Annotated in this window: 15 protein-coding genes and 2 pseudogenes; 7 read left to right on the top strand and 10 right to left on the bottom strand. The window is 49.3% G+C overall.

Annotated features, from left to right (window positions below):
- Nucleotides 1–13 precede the first annotated feature (13 nt).
- Nucleotides 14–1,009 carry a response regulator gene (locus ACUZ8J_RS04375; protein ID WP_109286510.1) on the bottom strand — a complete coding sequence of 332 codons (996 nt, stop codon included), beginning with the start codon at nt 1,007–1,009 and terminating at the stop codon, nt 14–16.
- Nucleotides 1,010–1,011: 2 nt separating this feature from the next.
- Nucleotides 1,012–4,368 (bottom strand): MHYT domain-containing protein, encoded by a 3,357-nt coding sequence (locus tag ACUZ8J_RS04370; protein ID WP_446693181.1) that lies wholly within the window; start codon nt 4,366–4,368, stop codon nt 1,012–1,014.
- A gap of 400 nt (nt 4,369–4,768) precedes the next feature.
- Between ACUZ8J_RS04370 and srmB the strand changes: the two genes are divergently transcribed.
- The 5 genes and pseudogenes from srmB (at nt 4,769) to ACUZ8J_RS04345 (ending at nt 13,965) form a co-directional block, all read left to right on the top strand.
- The gene (srmB, locus tag ACUZ8J_RS04365; RefSeq protein ID WP_086902650.1) at nt 4,769–6,031 is read left to right on the top strand and encodes an ATP-dependent RNA helicase SrmB; all 1,263 of its coding nucleotides are present in this window, start codon (nt 4,769–4,771) and stop codon (nt 6,029–6,031) included.
- A 254-nt stretch (nt 6,032–6,285) separates the two neighbouring features.
- Nucleotides 6,286–7,503, top strand: a complete 1,218-nt coding sequence (locus ACUZ8J_RS04360; RefSeq protein WP_037430327.1) for an efflux RND transporter periplasmic adaptor subunit — start codon at nt 6,286–6,288, stop codon at nt 7,501–7,503.
- Nucleotides 7,503–10,705: pseudogene (locus tag ACUZ8J_RS04355) on the top strand (efflux RND transporter permease subunit). Before ACUZ8J_RS04360 ends, ACUZ8J_RS04355 begins: the two are co-directional and overlap by 1 nt.
- A gap of 187 nt (nt 10,706–10,892) precedes the next feature.
- Nucleotides 10,893–11,597, top strand: coding sequence for a TatD family nuclease-associated radical SAM protein (locus ACUZ8J_RS04350; protein WP_446693180.1), 705 nt, complete (start codon nt 10,893–10,895; stop codon nt 11,595–11,597).
- Between the two features lie 133 nt (nt 11,598–11,730).
- Complete coding sequence (locus tag ACUZ8J_RS04345) at nt 11,731–13,965, top strand: PAS domain-containing protein (RefSeq protein WP_446693179.1); 2,235 nt, start codon at nt 11,731–11,733, stop codon at nt 13,963–13,965.
- On the opposite strand, the gene ACUZ8J_RS04340 is transcribed toward ACUZ8J_RS04345, so the two are convergent.
- The 3 genes from ACUZ8J_RS04340 to ACUZ8J_RS04330 all read right to left on the bottom strand — a co-directional run bounded on the left by ACUZ8J_RS04340 (nt 13,949) and on the right by ACUZ8J_RS04330 (nt 16,697).
- Nucleotides 13,949–15,346, bottom strand: coding sequence for a hypothetical protein (locus ACUZ8J_RS04340; RefSeq protein ID WP_446693178.1), 1,398 nt, complete (start codon nt 15,344–15,346; stop codon nt 13,949–13,951). The two genes, ACUZ8J_RS04345 and ACUZ8J_RS04340, sit on opposite strands and share 17 nt — an antisense overlap.
- Before the next feature lie 84 nt (nt 15,347–15,430).
- Entirely contained in the window at nt 15,431–15,961 is a 531-nt protein-coding gene (locus ACUZ8J_RS04335; protein WP_446693177.1) for a hypothetical protein, read from the bottom strand.
- Nucleotides 15,954–16,697, bottom strand: coding sequence for a winged helix-turn-helix domain-containing protein (locus ACUZ8J_RS04330; protein WP_011621578.1), 744 nt, complete (start codon nt 16,695–16,697; stop codon nt 15,954–15,956). Before ACUZ8J_RS04330 ends, ACUZ8J_RS04335 begins: the two co-directional genes overlap by 8 nt.
- A 444-nt stretch (nt 16,698–17,141) precedes the next feature.
- Here ACUZ8J_RS04330 and ACUZ8J_RS04325 point away from each other — a divergent pair, with 444 nt between their 5' ends.
- Together ACUZ8J_RS04325 and ACUZ8J_RS04320 are read left to right on the top strand one after the other, a co-directional pair.
- Nucleotides 17,142–17,963 carry a cytochrome C gene (locus tag ACUZ8J_RS04325; RefSeq protein WP_164717971.1) on the top strand — a complete coding sequence of 274 codons (822 nt, stop codon included), beginning with the start codon at nt 17,142–17,144 and terminating at the stop codon, nt 17,961–17,963.
- A 10-nt stretch (nt 17,964–17,973) separates the two neighbouring features.
- Nucleotides 17,974–18,489, top strand: coding sequence for a hypothetical protein (locus ACUZ8J_RS04320; protein ID WP_446693176.1), 516 nt, complete (start codon nt 17,974–17,976; stop codon nt 18,487–18,489).
- A 61-nt stretch (nt 18,490–18,550) separates the two neighbouring features.
- Here the strand turns inward: ACUZ8J_RS04320 and ACUZ8J_RS04315 are convergent, their stop codons facing one another.
- The 5 genes and pseudogenes from ACUZ8J_RS04315 to fba form a co-directional block, all read right to left on the bottom strand.
- Nucleotides 18,551–19,099, bottom strand: a complete 549-nt coding sequence (locus tag ACUZ8J_RS04315) for a hypothetical protein (RefSeq protein WP_446693175.1) — start codon at nt 19,097–19,099, stop codon at nt 18,551–18,553.
- Complete coding sequence (locus tag ACUZ8J_RS04310) at nt 19,092–19,841, bottom strand: winged helix-turn-helix domain-containing protein (RefSeq protein WP_446693174.1); 750 nt, start codon at nt 19,839–19,841, stop codon at nt 19,092–19,094. The genes ACUZ8J_RS04315 and ACUZ8J_RS04310 overlap by 8 nt, the downstream gene beginning before the upstream one ends.
- A gap of 166 nt (nt 19,842–20,007) precedes the next feature.
- Nucleotides 20,008–21,477 (bottom strand): sodium:proton antiporter NhaD, encoded by a 1,470-nt coding sequence (nhaD, locus tag ACUZ8J_RS04305; protein ID WP_446693173.1) that lies wholly within the window; start codon nt 21,475–21,477, stop codon nt 20,008–20,010.
- Between the two features lie 240 nt (nt 21,478–21,717).
- Nucleotides 21,718–22,454: pseudogene (locus tag ACUZ8J_RS04300) on the bottom strand (DUF481 domain-containing protein).
- A 139-nt stretch (nt 22,455–22,593) separates the two neighbouring features.
- Nucleotides 22,594–23,661, bottom strand: coding sequence for a class II fructose-bisphosphate aldolase (fba, locus tag ACUZ8J_RS04295; RefSeq protein WP_011621571.1), 1,068 nt, complete (start codon nt 23,659–23,661; stop codon nt 22,594–22,596).
- Nucleotides 23,662–23,790 lie beyond the last annotated feature (129 nt).

The following is a 23,790-nucleotide window of genomic DNA, read 5'->3' as shown; positions in this document are numbered from 1 at the left end:
CGCTAATCTAATATCAGCTATCTACCCATTTATTTTTAATCTCTAGCACTTTATCTAAGTTATCGCTAAATAAGCGCACCAACTCAGGATCGAAATGCACCCCGCTCTGCTCATGGATATAGTCCATGGTCTTCTCGACTGACCAAGCCTCTTTATAGGGGCGTTTACTGGTCAGGGCGTCAAACACATCGGCGAGGGCAACTATGCGTCCTTCTAAGGGAATGGCTTCGCCTTTCAATCCATTAGGATAACCAGTGCCGTTCCATTTCTCGTGGTGAGTTAAAGACACGGATTTCGCTAACCGTAGCAGCTCAGAATCCGCCTCACCGATAATTTCGGCGCCAATATGGGGATGGGTTTTCATAATGGCAAACTCTTCATCGGTCAACTTACCCGGTTTGAGCATAATGCTATCGGGAATACCGATTTTACCTATGTCGTGCATGGGCGCCGCGTGTAATAAATCATCCGCCTGTGCCTCACTCAAGCCGTAGGCCAAGGCCAAAATTTTAGAATAATGGCTCATGCGCAGCACATGGGTACCGGTTTCATTATCTTTATATTCGGCGGCGCGACCTAAACGTTGGATCACTTGCAAGCGAGTGCGGCGCAATTCATCGGCCTGCACTAAGGATAAATGGGTTTTCACTCGCGCTTTGACTACGGTGGCCGAAATCGGCTTTACAATATAATCGACCCCGCCCACGGCAAAGCCCGCAGCTTCATCATGCTCATCATTCAAAGCGGTGACAAAAATCACAGGGATCGACTGGGTCTCAGGGATATTTTTCAGCAACTGACAGACTTCTAGCCCCGTCATATTGGGCATCATAATATCGAGTAGGATCAGCGATGGCAGCTCAGTTTGCGCGAGGCGCAGGGCCTCTTCGCCACTTTTGGCAAAGATAAGATGGTAATCCTGATGCAAAACTTGCTTGAGCACCCGTAAGTTAACGGGTTCATCATCCACCAACAATAAGGTTTTCTTATGTTCAGATGTAGACTGCATTGCTACTCCTTATTCGCGGTGATAGAACGCCGTAACTCGGTCAATTCGTTATGGACAATATCAAAATCAAAGTTGTCTAAGGCTTCGGTAATCATGGCCACATGAAGGCGCAGATGCTCATCAATACGAGCCGTGAGCGCCTCAAGATCAGACTCTTCAAAACTATGGTGCGCAATCGATGCCAGCAAGGCATCAATATGTGCTAATAATTCTGCGGGATCGCTTGTCCCCACATGGACGGCGGCGGAGGCGCTGGCCGTTGGCATTGTGGTGCCCTCGATATAATCCCCAATCTCGACGAGGGAGTCGCTTACTTTAGCAACTATGGCCTCCATGGCTTCACGCGAGGGCGACTCAGCTTGCGCTAACTGCTCTAACTGTCCAAAGTGCGCCATCCACTGCAATAGACCCAAATTCCCACTGACGCCTTTCAAACTATGGCTTAAGAGCTTAATGGTCACCGTATCTTGGGTATTTATCGCCTGTTGTAGCGCTTGATTTTTCTCTGGCCATTGGGCAATAAACTTCATCAACTCTTTGATAAATTGCGGTTTAGAGCCCCACAATTTCACGCCCTTGGCTTCATCGACTAATAGCGTGCTAGCAGGCTGCGAAGAGACAAACTCGGCCTGAGGCAGATTAAGCTGCAACACTCTGGCAATTTCCCGCGTCAGCAGCACAAAATCGATGGGCTTATTGGCAAAGCCATCCATACCGGCTTGCTCGGCGGCGCTCTTATCTTGTTCGAGTACACTCGCGGTTAACGCAATGATTGGCATACGGGGTAATTGAGATGCGACCTCTTGCTCGCGGCGCATCTTCGCCGCCGTCAGACCATCCATGACTGGCATTTGCAGATCCATCAGCGTGATATCGATGTCTGCTTTTTGCATCCGCAGCAGCGCCTGTTCACCATCGCGGGCGGTGATCACTTTATGCCCTTGACGGGTTAACCATACAGACAGGAGATCGATATTCTGCTGAATATCATCGACTACTAACATCGTCAGTGGCGGCAATGACCAATTATCGTCGTGCTGGCTCGATAGCGGCTCAAAGCTAGGTTGCAAGGGAATAGTAAAGCGGAATGTACTGCCTTGGCCGAGGGCACTTTTCGCCTCAATCTTACCGCCCATCAACTCAACCAACTGTTTACTGATGGTCGTGCCAAGCCCTGTGCCGCCGTATTTTCGGCTCATGGACACATCGGCCTGGGCAAATGCCTCAAAGACCCGATTTAGCTGCTCGGGTGACATACCAATTCCGGTATCGACAATCTCGAAGCTAACCAGAGACTCATCCTGCGGAAAGACGTTGACCGTGACCTTGCCTTCACAGGTAAATTTAACCGCATTACCAATTAAGTTGATCAGCACTTGGCGGATGCGCTCCGGCGAGCCAATAAAGTTCGCCGCCATCGTCGGCGCAATATTAACCTCGAGGGATAAGCGCTGTTTTTTCGCCTGCAACCAGAGGGTTGAAATCACAGTATCGATTTCATCGGTTAAGCAAAACACACGGTTTTCTAACTCGAGTTTGCCCTTGTCGAGCTTGGCGCTGTCGAGCACATCGTTGAGTAGATGCAGCAAGGATTTAGCGGAGCGATTGATGGTGGAGAGCTGTTTTTGCTGCTCAACATCTAATACCGACTCCAACAGAATATCGCTAAAGCCGATGATGGCATTCATTGGCGTACGGATCTCATGGCTCATGTTGGCCAAGAAAGCTGCGCGAGCGGCAGCCGCCTGCTCAGCATTATTCTTCGCCGTCACTAAGTCCTGCTCCATCTCCTTACGCTCGGTGATATCCATCAGGAAGCCGTCAATCCACACCTCTTTACTGGTTTCATCGAGGATATAATTGCCGTGCTCGAACAACCAACGCACCCCGCCATCTGCGCGGATAATGCGATATTCCATCGAAAAGGTCGGCGGCTGCGCTTGGGCGTAAATGGTTTCAATATCGTCCGGATGATAGAGATCCGAGAAGAAACGTTTCGGATGGGGAAGCTCGAAATCCTCCGGGGGATAACCAGTGATATTTTGCACCGCGTCGCTGATAAACACCATGGGCCAGCCCTCAGTGCTTTTACAGCGATAGGCAATGCCCGGAATATTAGTGATCAGCGAGCGAAACTTGGCCTCGTTGTTTTTAAGCTCTTGTTCCATCTCATTACGTTGGCTGAGATCGGAAATAAAGCCGACAAAGTAATGGGCTTTGCCCTGCATCACATGGCCAATACTCAGGCGCACTGGCACTAAATGGCCCGCCTTATGTTGCGCCTCGACCTCACGCCCCGTACCAATAATCTGCGCCTCACGGGTTTTCACGTACTGGGCTAAATAACCATCGTGGTTCGGCCGAATCGACTCGGGCACAATTTTCTTCACATTCGCGCCCAGTAACTCGGCGGAGGACCAACCTAAAATAGTGGTCACCGCTTTGTTCACATTCACTATGATGCCTTGCCCATCGATCGTAATAATCCCATCAACGGCGGTATTCATCATGGCGCGCATGCGGTCTTCATTGGATTTTGCGAGCAAAGACAGGTCTTTATACTTAAAAATCACGTTCACGATCAGCACTAAGCAGATGATGATAACAGTGATCACCGAGACGCCGAGCGCCAGATAAAACGAGATTTCCGAGGTCTGCTGGCTCAGCTCCAAACCTTCTGGTTTAACGAATTGTGCCGCCGCCATGCCAGTGTAATGCATGCCCGAAATCGCCAGTCCCATCACGATACTGGCGATAAAATTACAGCTAATGCTATTCATATTGGAGGAAATAAGCTGATTCAGCCCAGTGCGCACCCACAGCGCAATAATGGCGAGTAGTACGGCGACTACGATAGACAGCGCAAAAATCCATGGGTCATAACGCAGTAATGGCGCCATCTCCATGGCCGCCATCCCCACATAGTGCATAGTGCCAATCCCTGCGCCCACTAAGGTGCCGCTAATTAACACTTGGGAAAGTTGAAAACTCGGCTTAGAGAGCAAATTCAGCGCCACCCATGAGGCACCAATACTAGGCAAAAGGGATAATGCCGTGAGTCCAAAGTTATAGGTTACGGGCGAACATAAATCGAAGGCTAACATTCCGATAAAATGCATCGACCAGACCCCACCGCCGAGGACGACGCTCCCCGTCAGTAGCATAATCTGCTGCCGCGCTCTCGATTGACTCTGTACCGCTTGAGAGGTGACCTGAAAGGCCATAAAGGCGGCAAAAATCGCAATAAGAATGGAGATAGTGACCAGCAGGGGATTGTAATAGACATTCAGCAATAGGCTGTCTTGGGAAGAAATAAAAAACTGCGATAACCAATCAAAAGCCATATGTTCCAAGCCCATGTTTTAGAAACGTAAAACCTAATCGTAACCAACATTCGAATACGCCAATCCAAGCAGGGCTAACGCTTGGGTACTATGGGATGCACTCATCAGCCATAGGCACTATTTATTGTTAAGACTCCAGCTAACATCCCATCAATCCTTCGAACTCTCTCAACAACAGCCAATTTTTTACAAAATTCTCTTTATCTTATACATCTTTTGCAAAATGTCTGCCTTCAAATGCAATAGAGTACGGTAAAACCCACTCCTAACGGCCGCCATCAACGAGGCTTAAAGTAGGTAGACCCGCACTGCATCGGCCAAAGCACGTAAAAGTAAACCCTCTCCCGATTAAATGATTTAAGTTAACGACTATAACCTTTATAATACTTGGCTATTATTCGTCGAGACGCCGCGCATGCAATTTGAAGATTTTCAGCTTGACCCTAGCTTATTAGAGTCACTTAAAGCCATGGGGCACCTGTCGCCCACCACCATCCAGCAAGAAACCCTGCCACATGCCCTCGAGCAGCGGGATATTTTGGCGCGCGCCCCGACGGGTACAGGTAAAACCGCCAGTTTCTTATTGCCTGCGCTGCAACACTTAATCGACTTTCCCCGTCGCTATTCTGGCCATGCGCGAATTTTGATCCTGACGCCAACCCGTGAGTTAGCCAGCCAAATTCACCGTTATGCCTGCCACTTAGCCACAGGCCAAGGGCTGAATATCGCCATCATCACTGGTGGTGTGCCCTATGGTCCGCAGGAAGAAGCCCTAAAAGACAATATCGATATTCTGGTCGCGACTCCTGGTCGTCTGATGGAATATTTAGATAGAGGCAAATTCAGCGCAGAATCGGTCGACATATTGATCATCGACGAAGCCGACCGCATGCTCGATATGGGTTTCTCCGCCGTGGTGAAGGCCATCGCCCTCGAAGCCCAAGGTCGTAAGCAAAATATGCTGTTTTCGGCCACCCTCGAAGGTAGCGGCGTTATCCGTTTTGCCCGCGAAGTGCTTAACGATCCTATCGAAATCGATGTCGACGCTCCACGCAAAGAAAAGGCTAAGATCCACCAATGGATCCACCTTGCCGACGATAAAGAACATAAGATTGCCCTGCTGTGCCATCTGCTCAAGCAGGAAGAGGTTAAACGCGCCATCGTATTCGTAAAGACTCGCGATGTGGTTTCTAGCCTCGAAGGTCAGTTGCTGAAAGCCGGTATTCCCTGCGCCTTTATGCGTGGCGATATGGAACAGAAGAAACGCTTCCAAGCCTTAAGCCGCTTTACCAAAGGCGAAGTGAATGTGTTACTGGCGACCGATGTGGCCGCTCGTGGTATCGATATCGACGATATCACCCATGTGATTAACTTCGACATGCCACGTTCTGCCGATAGTTACATCCACCGCATTGGTCGTACTGGCCGCGCGGGTGCAAAAGGAACGGCGATTTCATTAGCCGAAGCCCACGATATGCGCATTGTCGGTAAGATTGAGCGTTATATCGAGCAGCCGCTTAAGCGCCGTATCATTGAGGAACTGCGTCCTAAGCACAAAGAAGCGCGTGTACCGACCAAGAAAAAAGCGAAGGTGAAAGCCAAAGAAGCGGCCAAGCGAACCAGCAAGAAAGAGGCAGCGAAAAAGGCCACTAAAATTGCCCGCAAGAAGCAAGCTTAACCCCTCCCCAAAGCCGCATAATGCGGCTTTTTTTATGCTCGCCCGCCGCAAAAAATCGCTATAACAAATGCAAACGGAGTGACCCAAACACTCTTATCTTCCGTATGCTTATCGGCGGCCAAAAAAGAGGTGGCGTACCGTAAAAACGCGCCATCACCTTTAGACACATTTTATTTACAAAAATAAATTTATTGCGCCGCTCGACTCTGATACTTTAGGCGCATTAAGCGATTTAGCACGGATGTAACAATCATATGATGAAAACTTTACTCAGGAGATTATCTCCTCTGTTTATACTGCTGTTATTTGTTGTTGGTGCGATAGCACTGATGTCAACTAAGGAAGCCCCCGAACAAAAACCTGAAGAAATGCCAGTACCTATCGTCGATGTCACTCAGGTTGAGCAGCAAACGGTATCGCTTAATCTTCCTTCCTACGGCGTGGTTACCCCTAAATATAAGACGCAACTGGTGACCGAAGTCCAAGGGCGGATGCTGAGCATTTCGCCGCAATTTGTGGCTGGTGGCATAGTGAAGAAAGGCGACCAATTAGCCCAAATCGAACCTTCGGATTACGAAGCCGATTTAATGCAAGCAGAAGCCACCTTGGCTCAGGCAACCGCGGCGCTCAATGAAGAAATCGCCCGTGGCGAAGTCGCTAAAATCGAATTTAAGGGCTACGACAAAGGCTTACCGCCAGAGCTGGGATTACGTATCCCACAGCTGAAAAAAGAGCAAGCCAACGTTAAATATGCCCAGGCCGCACTGGCACGCGCCCAGCGTAACTTAGAGCGCACAGTTATCCGCGCGCCCTTTGATGGCATTATCAAGGCCAGAAATGTCGATTTAGGTCAGTACGTGACATTAGGCACTAATTTGGGTGAACTGTACGACACTAGCATTGCCGAAATTCGTCTGCCTATCTCTAACGATGATTTAGCCTATTTGGAATCCGTCGATCACCCCGATACCCAAGTCACCTTAAGCGCCTCTTTGGCGGGTAAGGAAAACACTTGGATGGGTAATATTATTCGTAGCGAAGGCGTGATTGATGCCGATAACCGCATGGTTTACCTCGTCGCCGAGATTAAAGACCCTTACCTACGTGAGCATAAAACCCAAGGCAGTTTACCGCTGAAATACGGCAGCTTTGTGAATGCCGTGATTAAGGGCCGCACCGTCGATGGCATAGTTAAACTGCCTCGCCACGTGGTGCGTAACGAGCATGTGGCCTTAATTAACGAGCAAAATATTGTCGAGATGCGCCATGTGAATGTCGTGCGTAGCGATCTTGAAAATGTGTTCATCAAGGACAGCTTAAAAACCGGTGAGCGCGTTGCCATCACTCACTTTAGCAATATGGCGAATGGCCAGTTGGTCAAAATCATAGGTGAAGATGCCAAGCCGGTGCAGACCCCCACACCTAAGGAAGATGCTCCTGAGTCGAGTCTTGCGGCCGCTGGAGTGAACTAATGGATACTCAAAAAGGGATCTTAGCCTGGTTTGCCCGCAACAGCGTGGCAGCCAACCTGTTAATGTGGGCGCTGCTGATTGGCGGTCTATTTAGCACAGTGTTGATTAATAAAGAGGTATTCCCCTCTTTTAACCTTAATTTATTGAGTATTACCGTTGCTTATCCCGGCGCTGCGCCGCAGGAAATCGAAGAAGGCATCAACATCAAGATTGAAGAAGCCATCCAAGATATCAACGGGATTAAAAAAGTCACTTCGGTTGCCAGTGAAGGGGTTGGCGCCATCAGGTCGAAGTCGAAGATGACTACGACGTGCAAACCGTACTCGACGAAGCCAAGTTACGATTGGACGCGATTTCCACCTTTCCGGTGAACATCGAAAAACCGCAAATCTATAAAATCGAACCCGAAAACAACGTGATTTGGGTGTCGGTCTACGGTGATATGTCGCTGCACGATATGAAGGAGTTGGCTAAATCGGTACGTGATGATTTGACCCAACTTCCCGCCGTCACCCGCGCGAAAGTCACGGGTGTGCGAGACTATGAAATCGGTATCGAAGTCTCAGAGGATAAGCTGCGGGAATACGGCTTAACCTTCTCGCAAGTCGCCTTGGCGGTGCAAAACTCTTCTATCGACTTGCCGGGCGGCTCAATCCGCGCCGAAGATGGCGACATTCTGCTGCGTACTAAAGGCCAAGCCTATACCGGCGATGATTTTGCCAATATTGTCGTCACTACCCGCGCCGATGGTAGCCGAGTAATGTTGCCTCAGGTGGCAACCATTAAGGACGATTTTGAGGAACGTTTAGAGTACACCCGCTTCAACGGCAAACCTGCGGCCATTATTGAAGTGACCAGCGTTAACGATCAAAACGCCCTCGACATCGCTCAACAGGTCAAAGACTACGTTGAGAAACGCCGCGCCACTCTGCCAGCCAATGCAAAATTAGACACTTGGGGAGATTTAACCCACTACCTCAAGGGCCGTTTGAACATGATGATGTCGAACATGTTTTATGGCGCCCTGTTAGTGTTTGTGATCTTAGCTCTGTTCCTCGATCTCAAACTCGCCTTTTGGGTGATGATGGGATTACCCGTGTGTTTCCTCGGCACTATGCTCATCATGCCGTTGGAACCGTTCTCCATGACCATCAACATGCTGACATTGTTCGCCTTTATTCTCGTCTTGGGGATAGTGGTCGACGATGCGATTGTGATAGGTGAAAGCGCCTACAGTGAGGTCGAACGGCACGGACACTCGATTGATAACGTGATCCGCGGGGCGCAAAAAGTGGCCATGCCCGCCACTTTCGGGGTGTTAACCACTATCGCCGCCTTTATTCCTATGTTGATGGTTTCTGGCCCCATGGGGATTATTTGGAAATCCATCGGCATGGTGGTCATCATGTGTCTGGCGTTTTCACTGGTGGAATCTAAATTTATCCTGCCAGCGCACTTAGCCCACATGAAGTTCAGAAAACCAGGTGAACCCACGGGCTTCTTTGGACGCTTCAAGGACAAATTTAACAATCGTGTTCAGCACTTTATTCACCACAGTTACCGCAACTTCCTCGAGCGCTGTATCCAACATCGCTACAACGTCGTCGCGGCCTTTATCGGTGTGTTGATTTTATCCATAGCTTTAGTCGCCAGCGGCAAAGTGCGCTGGGTGTTCTTCCCCGACATTCCATCGGACTTTATCCAAGTACAGCTAGAAATGGATGAAGGCAGCTCAGAGCAGAACACCCTCAAGGTGGTACAGGATATTGAAGAAGCCCTGTACAAGATGAACGCTAAAATGGAGAAGGACAACGGTAGCGAAGTGGTGAAGCATAGCTTTATCAACATGAGCTCGCGCACCTCCGCCTTTATCTTTGCCGAACTGACCAAGGGCGAAGACCGAGAAGTGGATGGCGAGGCTATTGCCGCCGCATGGCGCGAACAATTGCCCGAGTTACTGTCGGTGAAGAAGCTCGACTTTAACGCCAGCGGGAACGGCGGTGGCGGTGGTGACATCTCCTTTAGATTGACCTCGAGCGATCTCGAAGAATTATCCGCAGCCGCCCGCGAGCTCAAGCAAAAACTCGCCACCTACGAAGGTGTGTATGATATTGCCGATAACTTCTCTTCGGGTAGCCATGAGATCCGCTTAAAGATCCGCCCCGAGGCCGAAGCGCTAGGTTTAACTTTGTCTGATTTAGCTCGCCAAGTCCGTTATGGCTTCTATGGTTATGAAGCACAACGTATTTTGCGTAATAAAGAAGAAATCAAAGTCATGGTGCGCTACCCCTTAGAGCAGCGCCGTACCGTTGGTTACCTCGAGAATATGTTGATCCGCACGCCGCAGGGCAAGTCGGTGCCTTTCTCTACCGTTGCCGAGGTCGAAAAAGGCGAATCCTACGCCTCAATCACCCGTGTCGATGGCAAGCGGGCAATTACCATTATTGCGAATGCTAACAAACACAAGGTGGAACCTTCTAAGGTTGTTACTGAGATCCAAAAGGATTTCCTGCCGCAGTTACAGGCCAAGTATCCTAAAATCCAAACCACCCTCGATGGCGGCAGTTTGGATGAACAGAATGCTATGATCGGTCTGATGCAGGGCTTCTTCTTTGCGCTGTTTACCATTTATGCCTTAATGGCGGTGCCGCTAAAGTCTTACAGCCAGCCGCTGATCATCATGTCTGTGATCCCCTTCGGGATTATCGGCGCGCTATTTGGGCATTTGATCCAAGGTCTTGCCATGAGCGTCTTGAGTCTCTGTGGTATCGTCGCGCTCGCCGGGGTAGTGGTAAACGACTCCTTGATCTTGGTGGACTTTGTAAACCGTGCGCGGGAGCAAGGGCAATCGGTCAGACAAGCGGCGGTAGATTCAGGATGTTATCGCTTCAGGGCGATTATCTTGACCTCATTGACCACCTTCGTCGGTCTTGTGCCTATTATTCTTGAGCGCAGCCTACAGGCGCAGATTGTGATCCCTATGGCGACTTCCCTTGCCTTCGGTATCCTATTCTCGACTGTGGTGACCTTAATTTTGGTGCCTTTGCTGTACATTATTCTCGATGATGCGAAACGCCTAGGTAGCCGCTTCTACCATTGGTGGTGGCGTCCAAAAACATCGCAGGAGAGACATTTACATGCCAATGAGACCCACAAGGTGTCCTTAGACGCCTTTAATGAACCTGACTATAAACAGGATTAGTGGTCGTCAAGTCACCGTTGTCCCCCATAAAAAGAGAGCCTAGGCTCTCTTTTTTATCTCTAACCTCCCCGAACGAGTAAAGCGCGTTGTGCGATCTAGGTGGCAGTTATCAAGGATCGCATTCGTTACACTCAACCTAAGTGACCGCCAAGATGCAAATAAAGTCGATAGTATGAAAACAGATCGGATGCCAAACTCATATTCTGCCCCAATCCACCCCGCCCCCATTAAAGCCACTGAAACCTTAGCCAATGGCAACACCACGGCGGAAGTGTGCACCAATGAAACCTGCGCCAGCGAAACCTTAGTCTATGATATTCGCAGGAGTCGTTATCTGAATATCACGGGTCGCTGCACCCTGCGTTGTGCCTTCTGTCCTAAACACAATGGCAGTAAACAAATTCACGAGTATCAATTGGCATTAACCCACCAGCCCAAGCCGGAGGAAATTATCCCGCTGTTAGGCGAAGTGGAAGACTTTGAGGAATATGTGTTCTGCGGGTACGGTGAACCGACGATGAATCTACCGACCCTGCTGGCCGTTGCCAAAGAAATCAAACGCCGTGGCGGCCGCGTGCGGGTCAATACCGATGGCTTAGGCAACCTAGTTCACAGACGCAACATTCTGCCCGAGTTAGCGGAGTGCGTGGATGGATTATCCATATCCCTCAACGCCGACAATGAGGCCGCCTATAACCAACATTGCCGCCCAAAACTGGCAGGTTCCTACGCCGCAGTGAATGCCTTTATCGCCCTCGCCCCCCATTATATCGAGCGGGTACAAGTCTCGGCGATTGAGGGATTAGAAGGGGTCGACATCGATCTTTGCCGCGAACAAGTGCTCGCCTCGGGCTGCGAGTTTAAGCACAGAGTGTTAGGCGCACTCGGCTAACTTTTTCGCTCAGTCGCCTTGGGGTTGATGCATTGCTCGGGATAACAGAGTCGCCGAGCAACTTGCCACTGTCGTAACATTTCATTCGTGTTAACATAGCCTAATTAACAGTTAATCAACCCTAAATCGGCCCATGCTGAAAAAGAACCCTAACCTACACCCACTCGCGCCATTACTTTCATTGACCCAAGGGCTGCATTGGTCTCACCAACGCCTGTTGGCTGTCGCGAGCCAGTTATCGATGCTGGTGATAGGTATGATTATTTTAACTAACTTAATCATTACCTTAGGTGAACGTCGGTTACAAGAAGAATGGGCAACCCAAAGATATAGCGAACTACAAACCATAGGCACGCTGATCACAGATAAGGTCGCCTTCCAGCAATTTCGCACTCAGCTATTTGCCAAAGACGAATTACTCAAGCAGTACCTCAAAAATCCAACGGCCTCGTCTCAACAGAAATTACAGGCAAGTTGGCAGGAGCTAGTACAGCATATTCCCGAACTCCTCGGGATTGCCCTGTTCGATCCCCAAGGTAATTATAAGTTTGCGACACCTTCAAACTTTAGTCAGGACGCGCTACCCGCCGCCCTGTTAGGCTCGAGTCGTAACTTAGGCGGCAAAGAAGTCTTTACCTCGCCCTTAGAGTTTGTGCCCCTTAATGGCATGCTCGAACCCTATATGTATCAAATGACTTGGCTTGAGAAACCCGATCAAAGCTCCATGGGTTATTTGATTACCTATAACTCGATTGTGCAGATGCTAGAAGCGATAAAGCCTGCATTTTCAAGCAATAAATCACCGATGCTAGTGTTAGATACCCAAGGGTTACTCTATGCTGGAGTGAGTGAACTCGCGCCCTTAACCCATATTCCCGATACCTTAGGCGCCAGTTTGCGCCAGAGTTATCCGGCGCTGTGGCGGGAAATGTCGATGAGCAACTTTGGCCAATTCCATGGTGAAGATGCCACCTTCGTGTACCTCAAAGTCGAGTTAACTAACCAGCCCGAACTGCGACGCGAGTACTTTTTACTCTCTTATATCCGTAACGATGATATCGCCTCTAAGTTTTCCCAGTGGCAGAACATCGTCATCGTCGCCGCGCTAATTCTGACCTTACTGGCCGCCTGGGTGATCTTACTCAGCCATATGTACCGCCTGCAGTATCGCTCGCGCCAATACAGCATCGATGTGGCTAATGCATTATTTAACAATGATATCGGCTTTATCCTCGCCAATGAGCAGGCACGGATTATCAGTGCTAACCCTAAGGCGGCCGAGGCGACTCAAGTGCCGCAGGATGAACTCACTGACCGCAGCCTGCAGCGCGCCCTTAATCTCGATGACTTGACCCTAGCGCAAATGCTCGACCAAGTGCATCGACAAGGTGAATGGCAAGGCAAGCTGTCGCTAGACAATGATAAGGGCTCAAGACTAAGCGTGTGCGTACGCCAAGCGCCAAGATTGGGGCGCGGTTTACCGCATCTGTTAGTCTCCCTTGAAGATATTAGCGCCATGATCGATTGCCAGAATCAAGCCTTCTTAAGCGACTTACTCTGCGATACGACTGTGGCCACGGCGTTGACTGATGCCAATGGTAAGCTGATAAAAATCAATCCAGTATTCGATCAACTGATGCAACTTAATGGTGATTTGAACCATGATTTAGCCTCACTGCTCGCCAACGATCTGGGTAACCAGTGGCAGCGGATCACCGCCCAAATCAGTATGCAGGGTCAATGGCAGGGGCAGATCCTCTGCTCGCCCAATCTGCGCCATTCCAATTGTTTACAGGCCACCTTGAAGGGCCATGTGGCTTCTGACGGTGAGATTGACTACATCATCTGTACCTTAGAGCAAGCCGCCGATAGCCTAAGGGGAACCGAGCCGCGCAGCTTTGTGCCACATCGCAGCACCATTTTGCAGCATCTCTCCGATTTGGAACGCTATTTTGCTTCGCTATCGCCCCAAAGCCGCAACCACTCAAGTCTGCTGGTGATGGATATCAACCCTGAGGGCTTACTCAGCCATATGAGTGATATCGACCAACTTGAGACGCGCCAGCAGGAAGTGGAAGTACAGCTCTTGCTCGAAATCCCCGCCCATTACCAAATCCTTCACTGGCAACTCGGTAAACTGTTGTTGTTATTGCCTGATACCAACGCCACGGCGGCACATCACTTCGCCCTCAATACCATAGAGAAGCTCAACAGCAATGGCTTAGGTGAAGGGATTAGCATTGGGATTGCCAGCTATCAGGAAGGACAAAGCCTAGAGCAATACCTAGGCAATGCCGAGGTGGCGCTCAAACGGGCGAAGCAGAATAACGATCAGAATATCGGCCAGGCCTTTACTCGTCAGCCTTAGCGGGCGGATTAAAGGAATCGGGTAACTGACTTTGGGTGATCTCGATAATGGCCGAGCGATTCATAGTGATTTTGTAGCGCGCATATTCCGGCTCTTCGCGGCCATCCCGCAGCACTAAAATCAGATTCACTTGGTAGCGACGCTCGACTGACTCATGGCTGATCTTGCCCTCAATTTCCTTATAAATCTTTGCCTTGCCCCGCTCTAAGTAGCGGGCAAAGGGCACAAAACTAAAGTTTACTTGCTCTTGTATCGTCGAATATCCCGCCTGAAACTCGCCATGGTTTACCCGAGTGGCAATCTTATAATGTAGGACTTCGGCATCGACCTTATTCTGGCTATGCCGTTGTTTTAGAATTTCGTTAACCTTTTCTGGCAAATCCTGTTGCCGCATAAATTCGAGCCAAACTAATTGCTTAGCGATCACCGACTGACTGGTGGTGTCCCTTAAGATACGGCTCCAACGCGGCCGACCACGCTGAATAAAGCGCCAGAGGGCATTACGCACATCGTCCTTAAAGATTTCACGAAATCCGTAAATCACCGCCAACGTCAGCACCAACGCTATGGTAAAGCCGCTAAAGACGCCCTGCGCCTCGATGATCAGCGCCGATACCACCAACATCACCAATGCGGTCGCAAGTCCAGTCGTAAACTTTTTAAGGCCAATGCCTAAGGGTTTTAACTCTTCTTTGAGTACCACCCCTTGCTGAATTAAGCGCCGTAATAACAGCATCTTATTCGAAATTCGGTTGGGATCTTGCTTGGTCTGCGCCGAGTTATAGTTGTTGGCATCGCGGTATGCGCATTCGTTGCGGCACAGGGTCAAGACTCGTTCTTGGATGTCGGCAAAATCACTGGTGCGCGTGGCGTGGGCGAGCACTTTTAGCAGTTGCTGCTCGCAGAACCAAGAGAGATAGTTATCGGCATTCTCAAAATAGGATTTCCATTTCGGATCGCCCGGCTCATTACGGCGAAACTTTTTCAGCAACTGCGTCACTTGCTCGCACAGCTCATCGAGCGCCAGATAGAAGTGCGCCACATCGGCGATGCGATTGAGTTCTTTGACATCGTTTTCAACCGCGACGGCAAACTGATAGGCAAACAGGTTTAAGTACAGCCGGAATTCTTCCACCGTGCGACGATTCATACTGGCGAAACGCCCTTGCACCAGTGGCAAGTGCAACCCTTCTGAGTAGTAGGAGCGACGTCCTACAATCGCTCTGTGGTAATACTCTTCTTCGTTTAAAGTGTGCGCGCCTATGCCCATTTCCTTTGGTAAAAAGAAATAGAGATCAAGCTGACGATTATCGCCCTTTTCCATCTGATGGCTGAACTTAATCGACAGGGATTCTTCTTGTTTGACACGTATCTTAAACACAACAACCTTATGATTGAGATGGAAGAGTCGGCATTAACACCATGGAAAATATAATCTAAACCGAAAGCGCGGCAAATTCACTGATTAAATTCGGCTATTGACGATTCTACAGCCACAAACGGTGTTACTCGGCTGAAACAAAACAACCGCATAGTCTTGGTTGGCATCGCTGTCTAGCACTTCAATACTGAGATTGTGTCGACCGGACTCACTGAAGTGCAAACTGCTGATGTAAGAAAGGTACTTCATGTGCTCGGGCCAATACTTTTTATCGACGTCTTCAGACTCAGTCTTGGTTTTGACCGACACATTGTAGGTCATGCGATTTAGCTCCATGCTATTGACCTCGCCCTGCATCAAAATCGCCCCCGCGCTTGAGCCGTCGAGGTTAAAGTAGCGGTAATTAATCTGTGCATTGCCCGCCGAGATCAACACATCGACCAAGAGGTAAAATTTCCCCTCATCCACTTGTTGGCTATGGCGGTCAAACAGCTCGGAGCTGCAATTTAAGATCACCGCCTTATTGGAAACGGATTGCAGGTAAATCACCCCGCAGGCGACGATTAGCGCCGAGAGTATGGTGAGATTTATCGTCCACTTGAGCCACTTAGCCACAGATCCCGACCTCCAGCAGCCAGTTTGCATCAATAAATTCCTTCGGCCGTCTAAAGTCGCTGATCTTCAAGTTGCGGATCACCGATTGCCCGAGTTTATAACCCCGCATAGTAATGTTGAGCACCTGTTTATCGTGGGAGAGCGAGGAGTACACTTCGGACCAATCACTGTGGCCGCAGCGACTCAGCCCTTGGCCCAATCGGTCGCCTAACTCAAACAACAGGGTGTTGTTGGTTTTCGAATTGGCATACAAATGCAGCCGAATATGTTGTCCCGAGGCTAAGGGCAAATCGGTAGAGAGCAAAGGTTGAGTCGGTACGCTGTGGTCGATTCGGCTCAGGTAAAAACCTGAAATCGCGAGCATAAATCCAAAGACCAACAACACACTCCACCAAGGTAAGGATTGCAGCCTAGGGTAACGTAAGCTTTTAAACCTTTGTCCTTGGGTGCTGTGCAGCAGATAGCCCTGACCTTTGACGGTTTCAATCAGCCCCTCATATTGGGGCCCGAGGAAGGAGCGGATCATAAAGACCGCCCGCGCTAACGAAGTGTCAGTAAGAGGAGGATGCGCCCCATCGCCAGTCTTCAGCTCATGCTTGGAGACCAGTTTGCCTTGATGTTCAACCAACAGGCTCAACACTTGCAACTCGGCACGGGGAAGGTGCCAAGATTCATCACGAGCCTGTTCGACGAGCAAGCCACGCTCACGGTCAAACCAACAGCCCCCCACCTGCATAATTCAAACTCCAACCTGTAAAATCATCGAATTAAGTCTATGCAAGCCTGCTAATGATTACTGTGATCCCGTTAACCCAAGGCGGCAAATAGTTAAATTTCGTGAACCAGCCCGCAAGCGGATCGCCATAAAACAAAAATCTGCGTTAGCTCACAGCGATAAATGCCATTTGTAGCGGCTTCGCTTGGTGATAAATCCGCATAAATTTACATAAATACCACAAATAATGTGCGTTGATGCACAGTGAAATCGAGCATATCCACAAAACCACTTCGCGAGCATCGGCTAAAGCGATTGTTCTTCTCCCACCGCCAGCGATATGGGAAGACCAAATATCCCCGGCCGCAAATCACACTATTTATTGCTGCAGTTTCTAGAATGATGCCATCAACCAATGGTTACTGATTGATAAATAAAAGCAATTAATAAAAGAGGATATTCATGATGAGCATTAATCGACGCCAAGCATTAACTCGCATTATCGGTATCAGCACGGCGGCTGCGGGCGCAACTTTAATGGGGACGTCAGCATTTGCGGCGACCAATGCCGACGGTCAATATCAATTAGCCCTCGGGGAAAAACTCAAATATGTACCACTCGATGCCATGGCGACCGCAAAACTCGCCTACGAGACGGGTGGCGGCTGTATGCACCAAGTGTTTCATTCGGTTATCACTATGCTAGCGCAATCTAATAGTGCCGATGCCGATAAATTCAAAACCATCCCCACCGCTCTGGCGGGTTATGGATTTGCTGGGGTCACAGGCCAAGGCACACTTTGTGGCAACCTCAACGCCATCGGCATGTTAGTCAACATCTTAGATGATATTAACGGCCAGAATAGCGCGGTGATTGCCAATACCTTCCGCTACTATGAAAACACCACCTTGCCACTATCAACCCCTGAGTTCGTTGCCGGTATCGGCTCGACAGCGGAAAAAACCGCCCTCGTAGGCAGCTCATCGAAGGCCATGAGCGTATTGTGCCACTCTTCCATCAGTAACTGGTCTCGGGCATCAGGCCTGCCATTCGCCAAGAAAGGTGAGCGCTGCTACCGCCTATCAGCCTCTATGGCCTATTACTTGGTGGAACTGCTAAACCGTGCCTATCAGGGCGAGAATATTGGCGCCCTGCCCGGCAGCAAACCCTCACTCGAAGCGCAGGATTGCCAAGTCTGCCACGGCAGCACTAGCACCTTAGGTTCGGCGGCAAGTGTTAAAACCGATATGGAATGCACCACGTGCCACACTGGCCACTTCAATTAAGGAGGCAGTGATGAAATACCCATTACTCGCATTAACCCTAGGTACACTCGCCCTTGTGGGCTGTGGTAGTGACGATGATAAATCCGAGGAAGTCACACCTCCGCCGCCAGTAGAAACCACGGTGAGTATCGATGAGGCCAGCCAGATTAATCTGGAGGTAGAACAGTTTGACCCCAATACTGGCAGCTTAGTCTTCTCATTAACCGATGCTAACCAGGCGGCCATTACCGCCGCCAAGAGCTATGACATTTATTACTTTGGTTTCCCTAATAAGGATAAAGCCTCGGCCAATCCTAAGGCGTGGAAACGCTGGCATGTCACCCAAAGCTATCGCTGTCAGACCCAAGGGGAATGTACGGGTCAGCTGACCGAAGTAAAGAATGGCCAATATCAGTTTGAAATCGCGGGTCTCGATTGGCAACAACAGGACCCAAGCGGCGCCGTGTCCCAAATCAAGGTCGCCATTCAGATTTATGGTGCTAAAGCCAATAATGAACTGACATTAGTCCAAGCCACACCGCAGTAATCCCATCATCGCTCCCATAAAAAGGCATCCGATTGGATGCCTTTTCTACGTCTTAATAACGCTATTTGCTCTGGCAAGCCCACAAATGGCCGCTGGGATAAAACTTGATCAGCACGTAATTGTTTAAGGTATCCATGTCCACAATCTGCATATCAAAACTCATTCCGCCCTGCTCAAATAAGGCCTTACGGGATTTTTGCACTTCCGCACTCATTAAGTCGGGCACCTCGGTTTGCAACAAATCCATTTTTAAATTGGCCTGATCTAAGTTGAGCTTATAGGTCATAGTCCCAGGCGCTAAGGCGCTGACTTTTCCCTCGTAAATCAAGGCGGCGAGGTCTTGGCCATTCTGCCCATAGCGGTAACTTAACTTGGCGTGATTAGCCGCAATCTTCACATCCAGCGCCAAACTTTGGCTGTACGAGGGTAAAGACTCCGCCTTAAAAGGCGCCTCATACAATTTGGCGCGGCAACTCAAATTTAACTGTTTGCTGTTAAACGTCATCGCATAGGCACCCAACCCTATGCCGACTAACACCAGCACTATGGCAATCACATGCCAGAGGCGTAGTCGGCGGTTATGGTTTTTTATCCCTGTCAGTTTAAGCACAGATCCCCACCATTTTTAGCCATAGCTCATCAATCACATCGACATTGAAGTTTTCCGACATCATTTTGATGGTTTCAAACTCGAGTCCATTGGCATCATTATTTTTCAGTACCAGACTGACAAACCTTTGATCCGTCGAAATAGTCGCCGCAATGGATTGCCACGGAAACACCGCACAGGCAGAGACTTGTTCTAAAAAGTGATCAACTAAGGGCCGCATCGAATGATCCGACGGCTGACCGGTATAGAATTGAATTTCCGAATAATGCCCGTCGTGCGTCAGCAATTGCTTCGCATAATTCGGCGCGATACTCGTCGGGTGAGTAATGTGCGATCCCACCCACAGCAGCGCAGCTAAGGTCAGGAGCGTGAGCACCATAAACTGCGGCATACTCAGCTTGAACAAGGGCGAGTTCAGCGCGGTACGTGAATGTTTTCGGGGCGTGGCGTAGAGGATATAGCCTTGATTGGCGATACTCACCAACAGATGAGCGGCGTCGTCACCGAGAAATAACCGTAAGCGGCGAATAGTACTATTGAGCAATTCATCGGCACGCATAGACAACTTGAGGTGCGGCGAAATAACTTGCAGCAACTCCATGTGTGAGACCACTTTGCCACGCTGCGCACTCAAGAGTGAAAGCGCTTGGAATTCATCCGCACTCAATAACCAGCTACGTCCTGATGCTGCATCGACCAGCACTTGTTCCTGTGCATTAAACCAACAAGTGCCTATTTGCATCTCGGCCCCTTTCACTATTTGATATGGGGCCGAGTATACAATTTGAACGAAAACAACGCAGTGATCTTATCGCCACCTAACAGGGTTAGATGAATAATCTGTGAATCACATCAATAAAACATTTAATGCTGAAAACAAATGCAGATACACTATGTTTCATTTGTTTTTAGAACATTGCAGCATTGAGCCACATATGTACCAAAATGCTAGCGACATAGCCTAGTGCGATCACAGGTGTCCAACGTAAATGGGCGCCGAAGGTGTAAATCCCCCTCGCCTGTCCCATCAAGGCGACCCCGGCCGCACTGCCGATGGACAACAAACTGCCCCCAACGCCAGCGGTTAAGGTCACCAGTAACCATTGGCCAAGGGCCATCTCTGGGTTCATGGTCAATACGGCGAACATCACCGGAATATTATCGACAACCGAAGACAACAGACCGATAGCGACGTTGGCATAGGTCGCATCCCAATGGGAATACAGCGCCTCAGACACTAAGCTCAAATACCCCATAAAGCCAAGGCCACCCACACACAACACCACACCGTAGAAGAACAGTAAGGTATCCCATTCGGCGCGGGAGATCCGGCTAAACACATCGAAGGGCACCACGCTGCCAAGCTGTTGCAGGCGTTGCTCATCGCGGCGTAATTCCGCCTTCGCCCGCTCACGGGCAACGGATTTGTCGAAGGTCTTACGCAGGTAGTATCCGAAGAACTGTAGGAAGCCTAGACCCGTCATCATCCCAAGGACTGGCGGCATGCCGAAGAAGGAATGCGCGCACACCGCCGTCGCAATGGTCAGCAGGAATAACGCCACGATACGTTTCGCGCCAGGTTTAGTGTACACCTGCTCTTTTTCAGGCTCGGGCACATAACTTGGGATAAACACGCTCATGATGGCCGCGGGTAAAGCAAAGTTCACCATGGCGGGAATAAACAGATGGAAGAAGTCCGCAAAGTGCACTAAGCCCTTTTGCCACACCATCAGGGTGGTGATATCGCCAAAGGGACTAAACGCACCGCCCGCATTCGCCGCGACCACAATGTTAATACACGCCAGCGTAATAAATTTGCGCTGCCCTGCGCCCACTTTCATCACCACAGCACACATCAATAACGCCGTGGTTAAGTTATCGGCCACTGGCGAGATAAAGAACGCCATAAACCCGGTCAGCCAGAACACGGTGCGCAGGCTAAATCCCCGTCCAACTAACCAACCGCGGATCGCATCGAATAAGTTACGTTCCTCCATGGCGTTGATATAAGTCATCGCTACTAAGAGGAAGAGTAATAACTCGGCGTATTCCAGTAGATTGTGCTTAAAGGCTGCCTCGGAAACCTCCGACATGCCATTTTGCACATATACAAAACCTATCATGCCCCAAATAATGCCGGCTGCGACCAATACGGGTTTGGATTTACGCAGGTGCAGCGCCTCTTCGGCCATCACCAAAATATAGGCGAGAACGAAGATGCATACGGCAATATACCCCACTGATGCAGCGGTTAAATCGAGCCGTTCTGTTCCTTCGGTCATTGCCCAAACTGCTGGTGAGAATCCGCTCAATATTGCAACGCAGATTAGGCTAGATAGCGCCACTCCACTGTTTTTAAACCACTGCTGTAATTTCATCAAAGTTGATCTCTGCAAGGGAAATTAGTTCGAAAATTACCATAGCTCGGGCTCTGTAAATTTTGACAAAACGCAACTTTCTACGTATTTCTCGGTAACTAAAGGGGCTTACAACATTAATTTTTGTATAACTACAGATACAACTAATAAAGAATTAACTAACTTTGTTTCAAGTTAGTCCAAAAACAGCCAATAAAAAAGCACCTCTCGGTGCTTTTATGTTGATATCAATCACATTGATTAGAACGAATAGAGCAAGGTCATATTCGTTTCGGTATCAGTGCTCTTTTTATCGTCCAGTGGCTCACTGTTGTAGCGCACAATAATCGCAAACTTCATCGCTAAGGCGCCAATGATATTGGCTGTCAGCGAGGTTTCTGAACGCGCATCTAATTTATCGCCGTAGTCGGCCACAAAACGTTGCTGGAATTTTGAGGTTTCAGTGATTTCAGTTTCGAAGTTGATCACGCCGTGGGCAACCACGCTGTCATTCGAATCTGTGCCTTCTAACAGGGCTTGCTCTGAATCGAGGCGTTGATAGATGTAACCGGGACCGATTTCTACATCTAGGAAAGTCTTGCTGGTGTCATAGAGTCTGTGACCATAACCCGCCGCGCCTGATACTGTGTAGTCATAACCGGTGAAAGGGTCGACTTCGTAGTTAGCGTTGGCAAACAGATAGCTGCGATCTGTCATCTTATAGTTGCCTTGAGCGCCCGCTAAATAACGTTTTGCCGTGACTTCACCCGTATCTTCTTTATACAAACCTTCTAATAGGTATTGGTTTTCCCAATCACCTAATTCGTGTTAAGGCTTAAGCGGCCCTTATAGGATGAGGTGTCGGTGTTACCTGTGGTTAAGGTTGCACCTAGCTCGGCTTCACCTGCGAATGTCTTGTCGCCCTTAACAAAATCGGCTCCCGCGTTTGCCATAAATGGTGCAGACATTAATAGCGCTGCGGTCAGTACTTTCTTCATGTTTATCCGTTCCTGTTCCGTTTAATCCCCTGAAAATCTGGGCAATACTAACATTTACGATTAGAAAATGAAAATTCAACGATTTTTTGCATAGAAAAAGCCCGCACTTTGGCGGGCTTTTTAGAGCAGTTTTTAAGGCTTAGAGGTTGATCTTAGGATCTAATGCGCCTGACTGATAAGCTTTGTACATTGCTTGTAAAGACAATGGCTTAATCTTAGAAGCTTGACCCGCACAACCGAAGGCTTCGTAGCGAACAGTACAGATATCTGCCATCGCTTCCATAGAGGCTTTCAGGAACTTACGTGGGTCGAACTCGCTTGGGTGTTCGGCCAAGTATTTACGTACCGCACCAGTAGACGCTAAGCGCAAATCGGTATCGATGTTCACTTTACGCACGCCGTGTTTGATACCTTCAACGATTTCTTCTAATGGCACGCCGTAAGTTTCAGGAATTTGACCACCGTATTGGTTGATGATCTGTAACCATTCTTGGGGAACAGAAGAAGAACCGTGCATCACTAAGTGAGTGTTAGGAATGCGGGCATGGATTTCTTTGATGCGGTCGATACGCAGTACATCACCCGTGGGTTTACGGCTGAACTTGTATGCACCGTGGCTAGTACCAATCGCAATCGCCAGCGCGTCAACATGGGTATCAGCAACGAAGCGTGCAGCTTCTTCTGGACTGGTCAGCAGTTGGTCGTGGCTTAATACGCCTTCTGCGCCCACACCGTCTTCTTCACCAGCTGTACCGGTTTCTAAGCTGCCTAAACAACCGATTTCACCCTCTACAGACACACCACAAGCGTGGGCGAATGCAACAGTTCTGCGAGTCACATCAACGTTGTACTCGTAAGAAGCAGGGGTTTTACCGTCGGCCATTAATGAGCCATCCATCATTACTGATGACATGCCTAATTGGATAGAACGCTGACAGATATCAGGATCAGTACCATGGTCTTGGTGAATACAGACTGGGATATCTGGATACTGCTCAAGTGCAGCCGTCATCAGGTATTTTAAGAATTGTGGACGCGCATATTTACGTGCACCAGCAGAGGCTTGCACGATAACTGGGCTGTCTGTAGCTTCTGCGGCCTGCATGATGGCGCGCATTTGCTCAAGGTTGTTTACGTTGAACGCTGGCACACCGTATCCATGCTCTGCCGCGTGATCGAGTAGTTGTCGTAGGGAAATTAACGCCATTTTTTAACTCCAATAATAGGGTGACTGTCACATCAACGTTAGGTCACCGAGGTCGCTATCGTTTGGATGGATTTTTATGCTCAATCACTCAAGAACAGGTTTATGCACTTAAGAGAATGAGCGGTTTTT

It is taken from the genome of Shewanella sp. Koi 1 (assembly GCF_052907445.1).
This window is presented reverse-complemented; position numbering and strand designations above follow the sequence as displayed.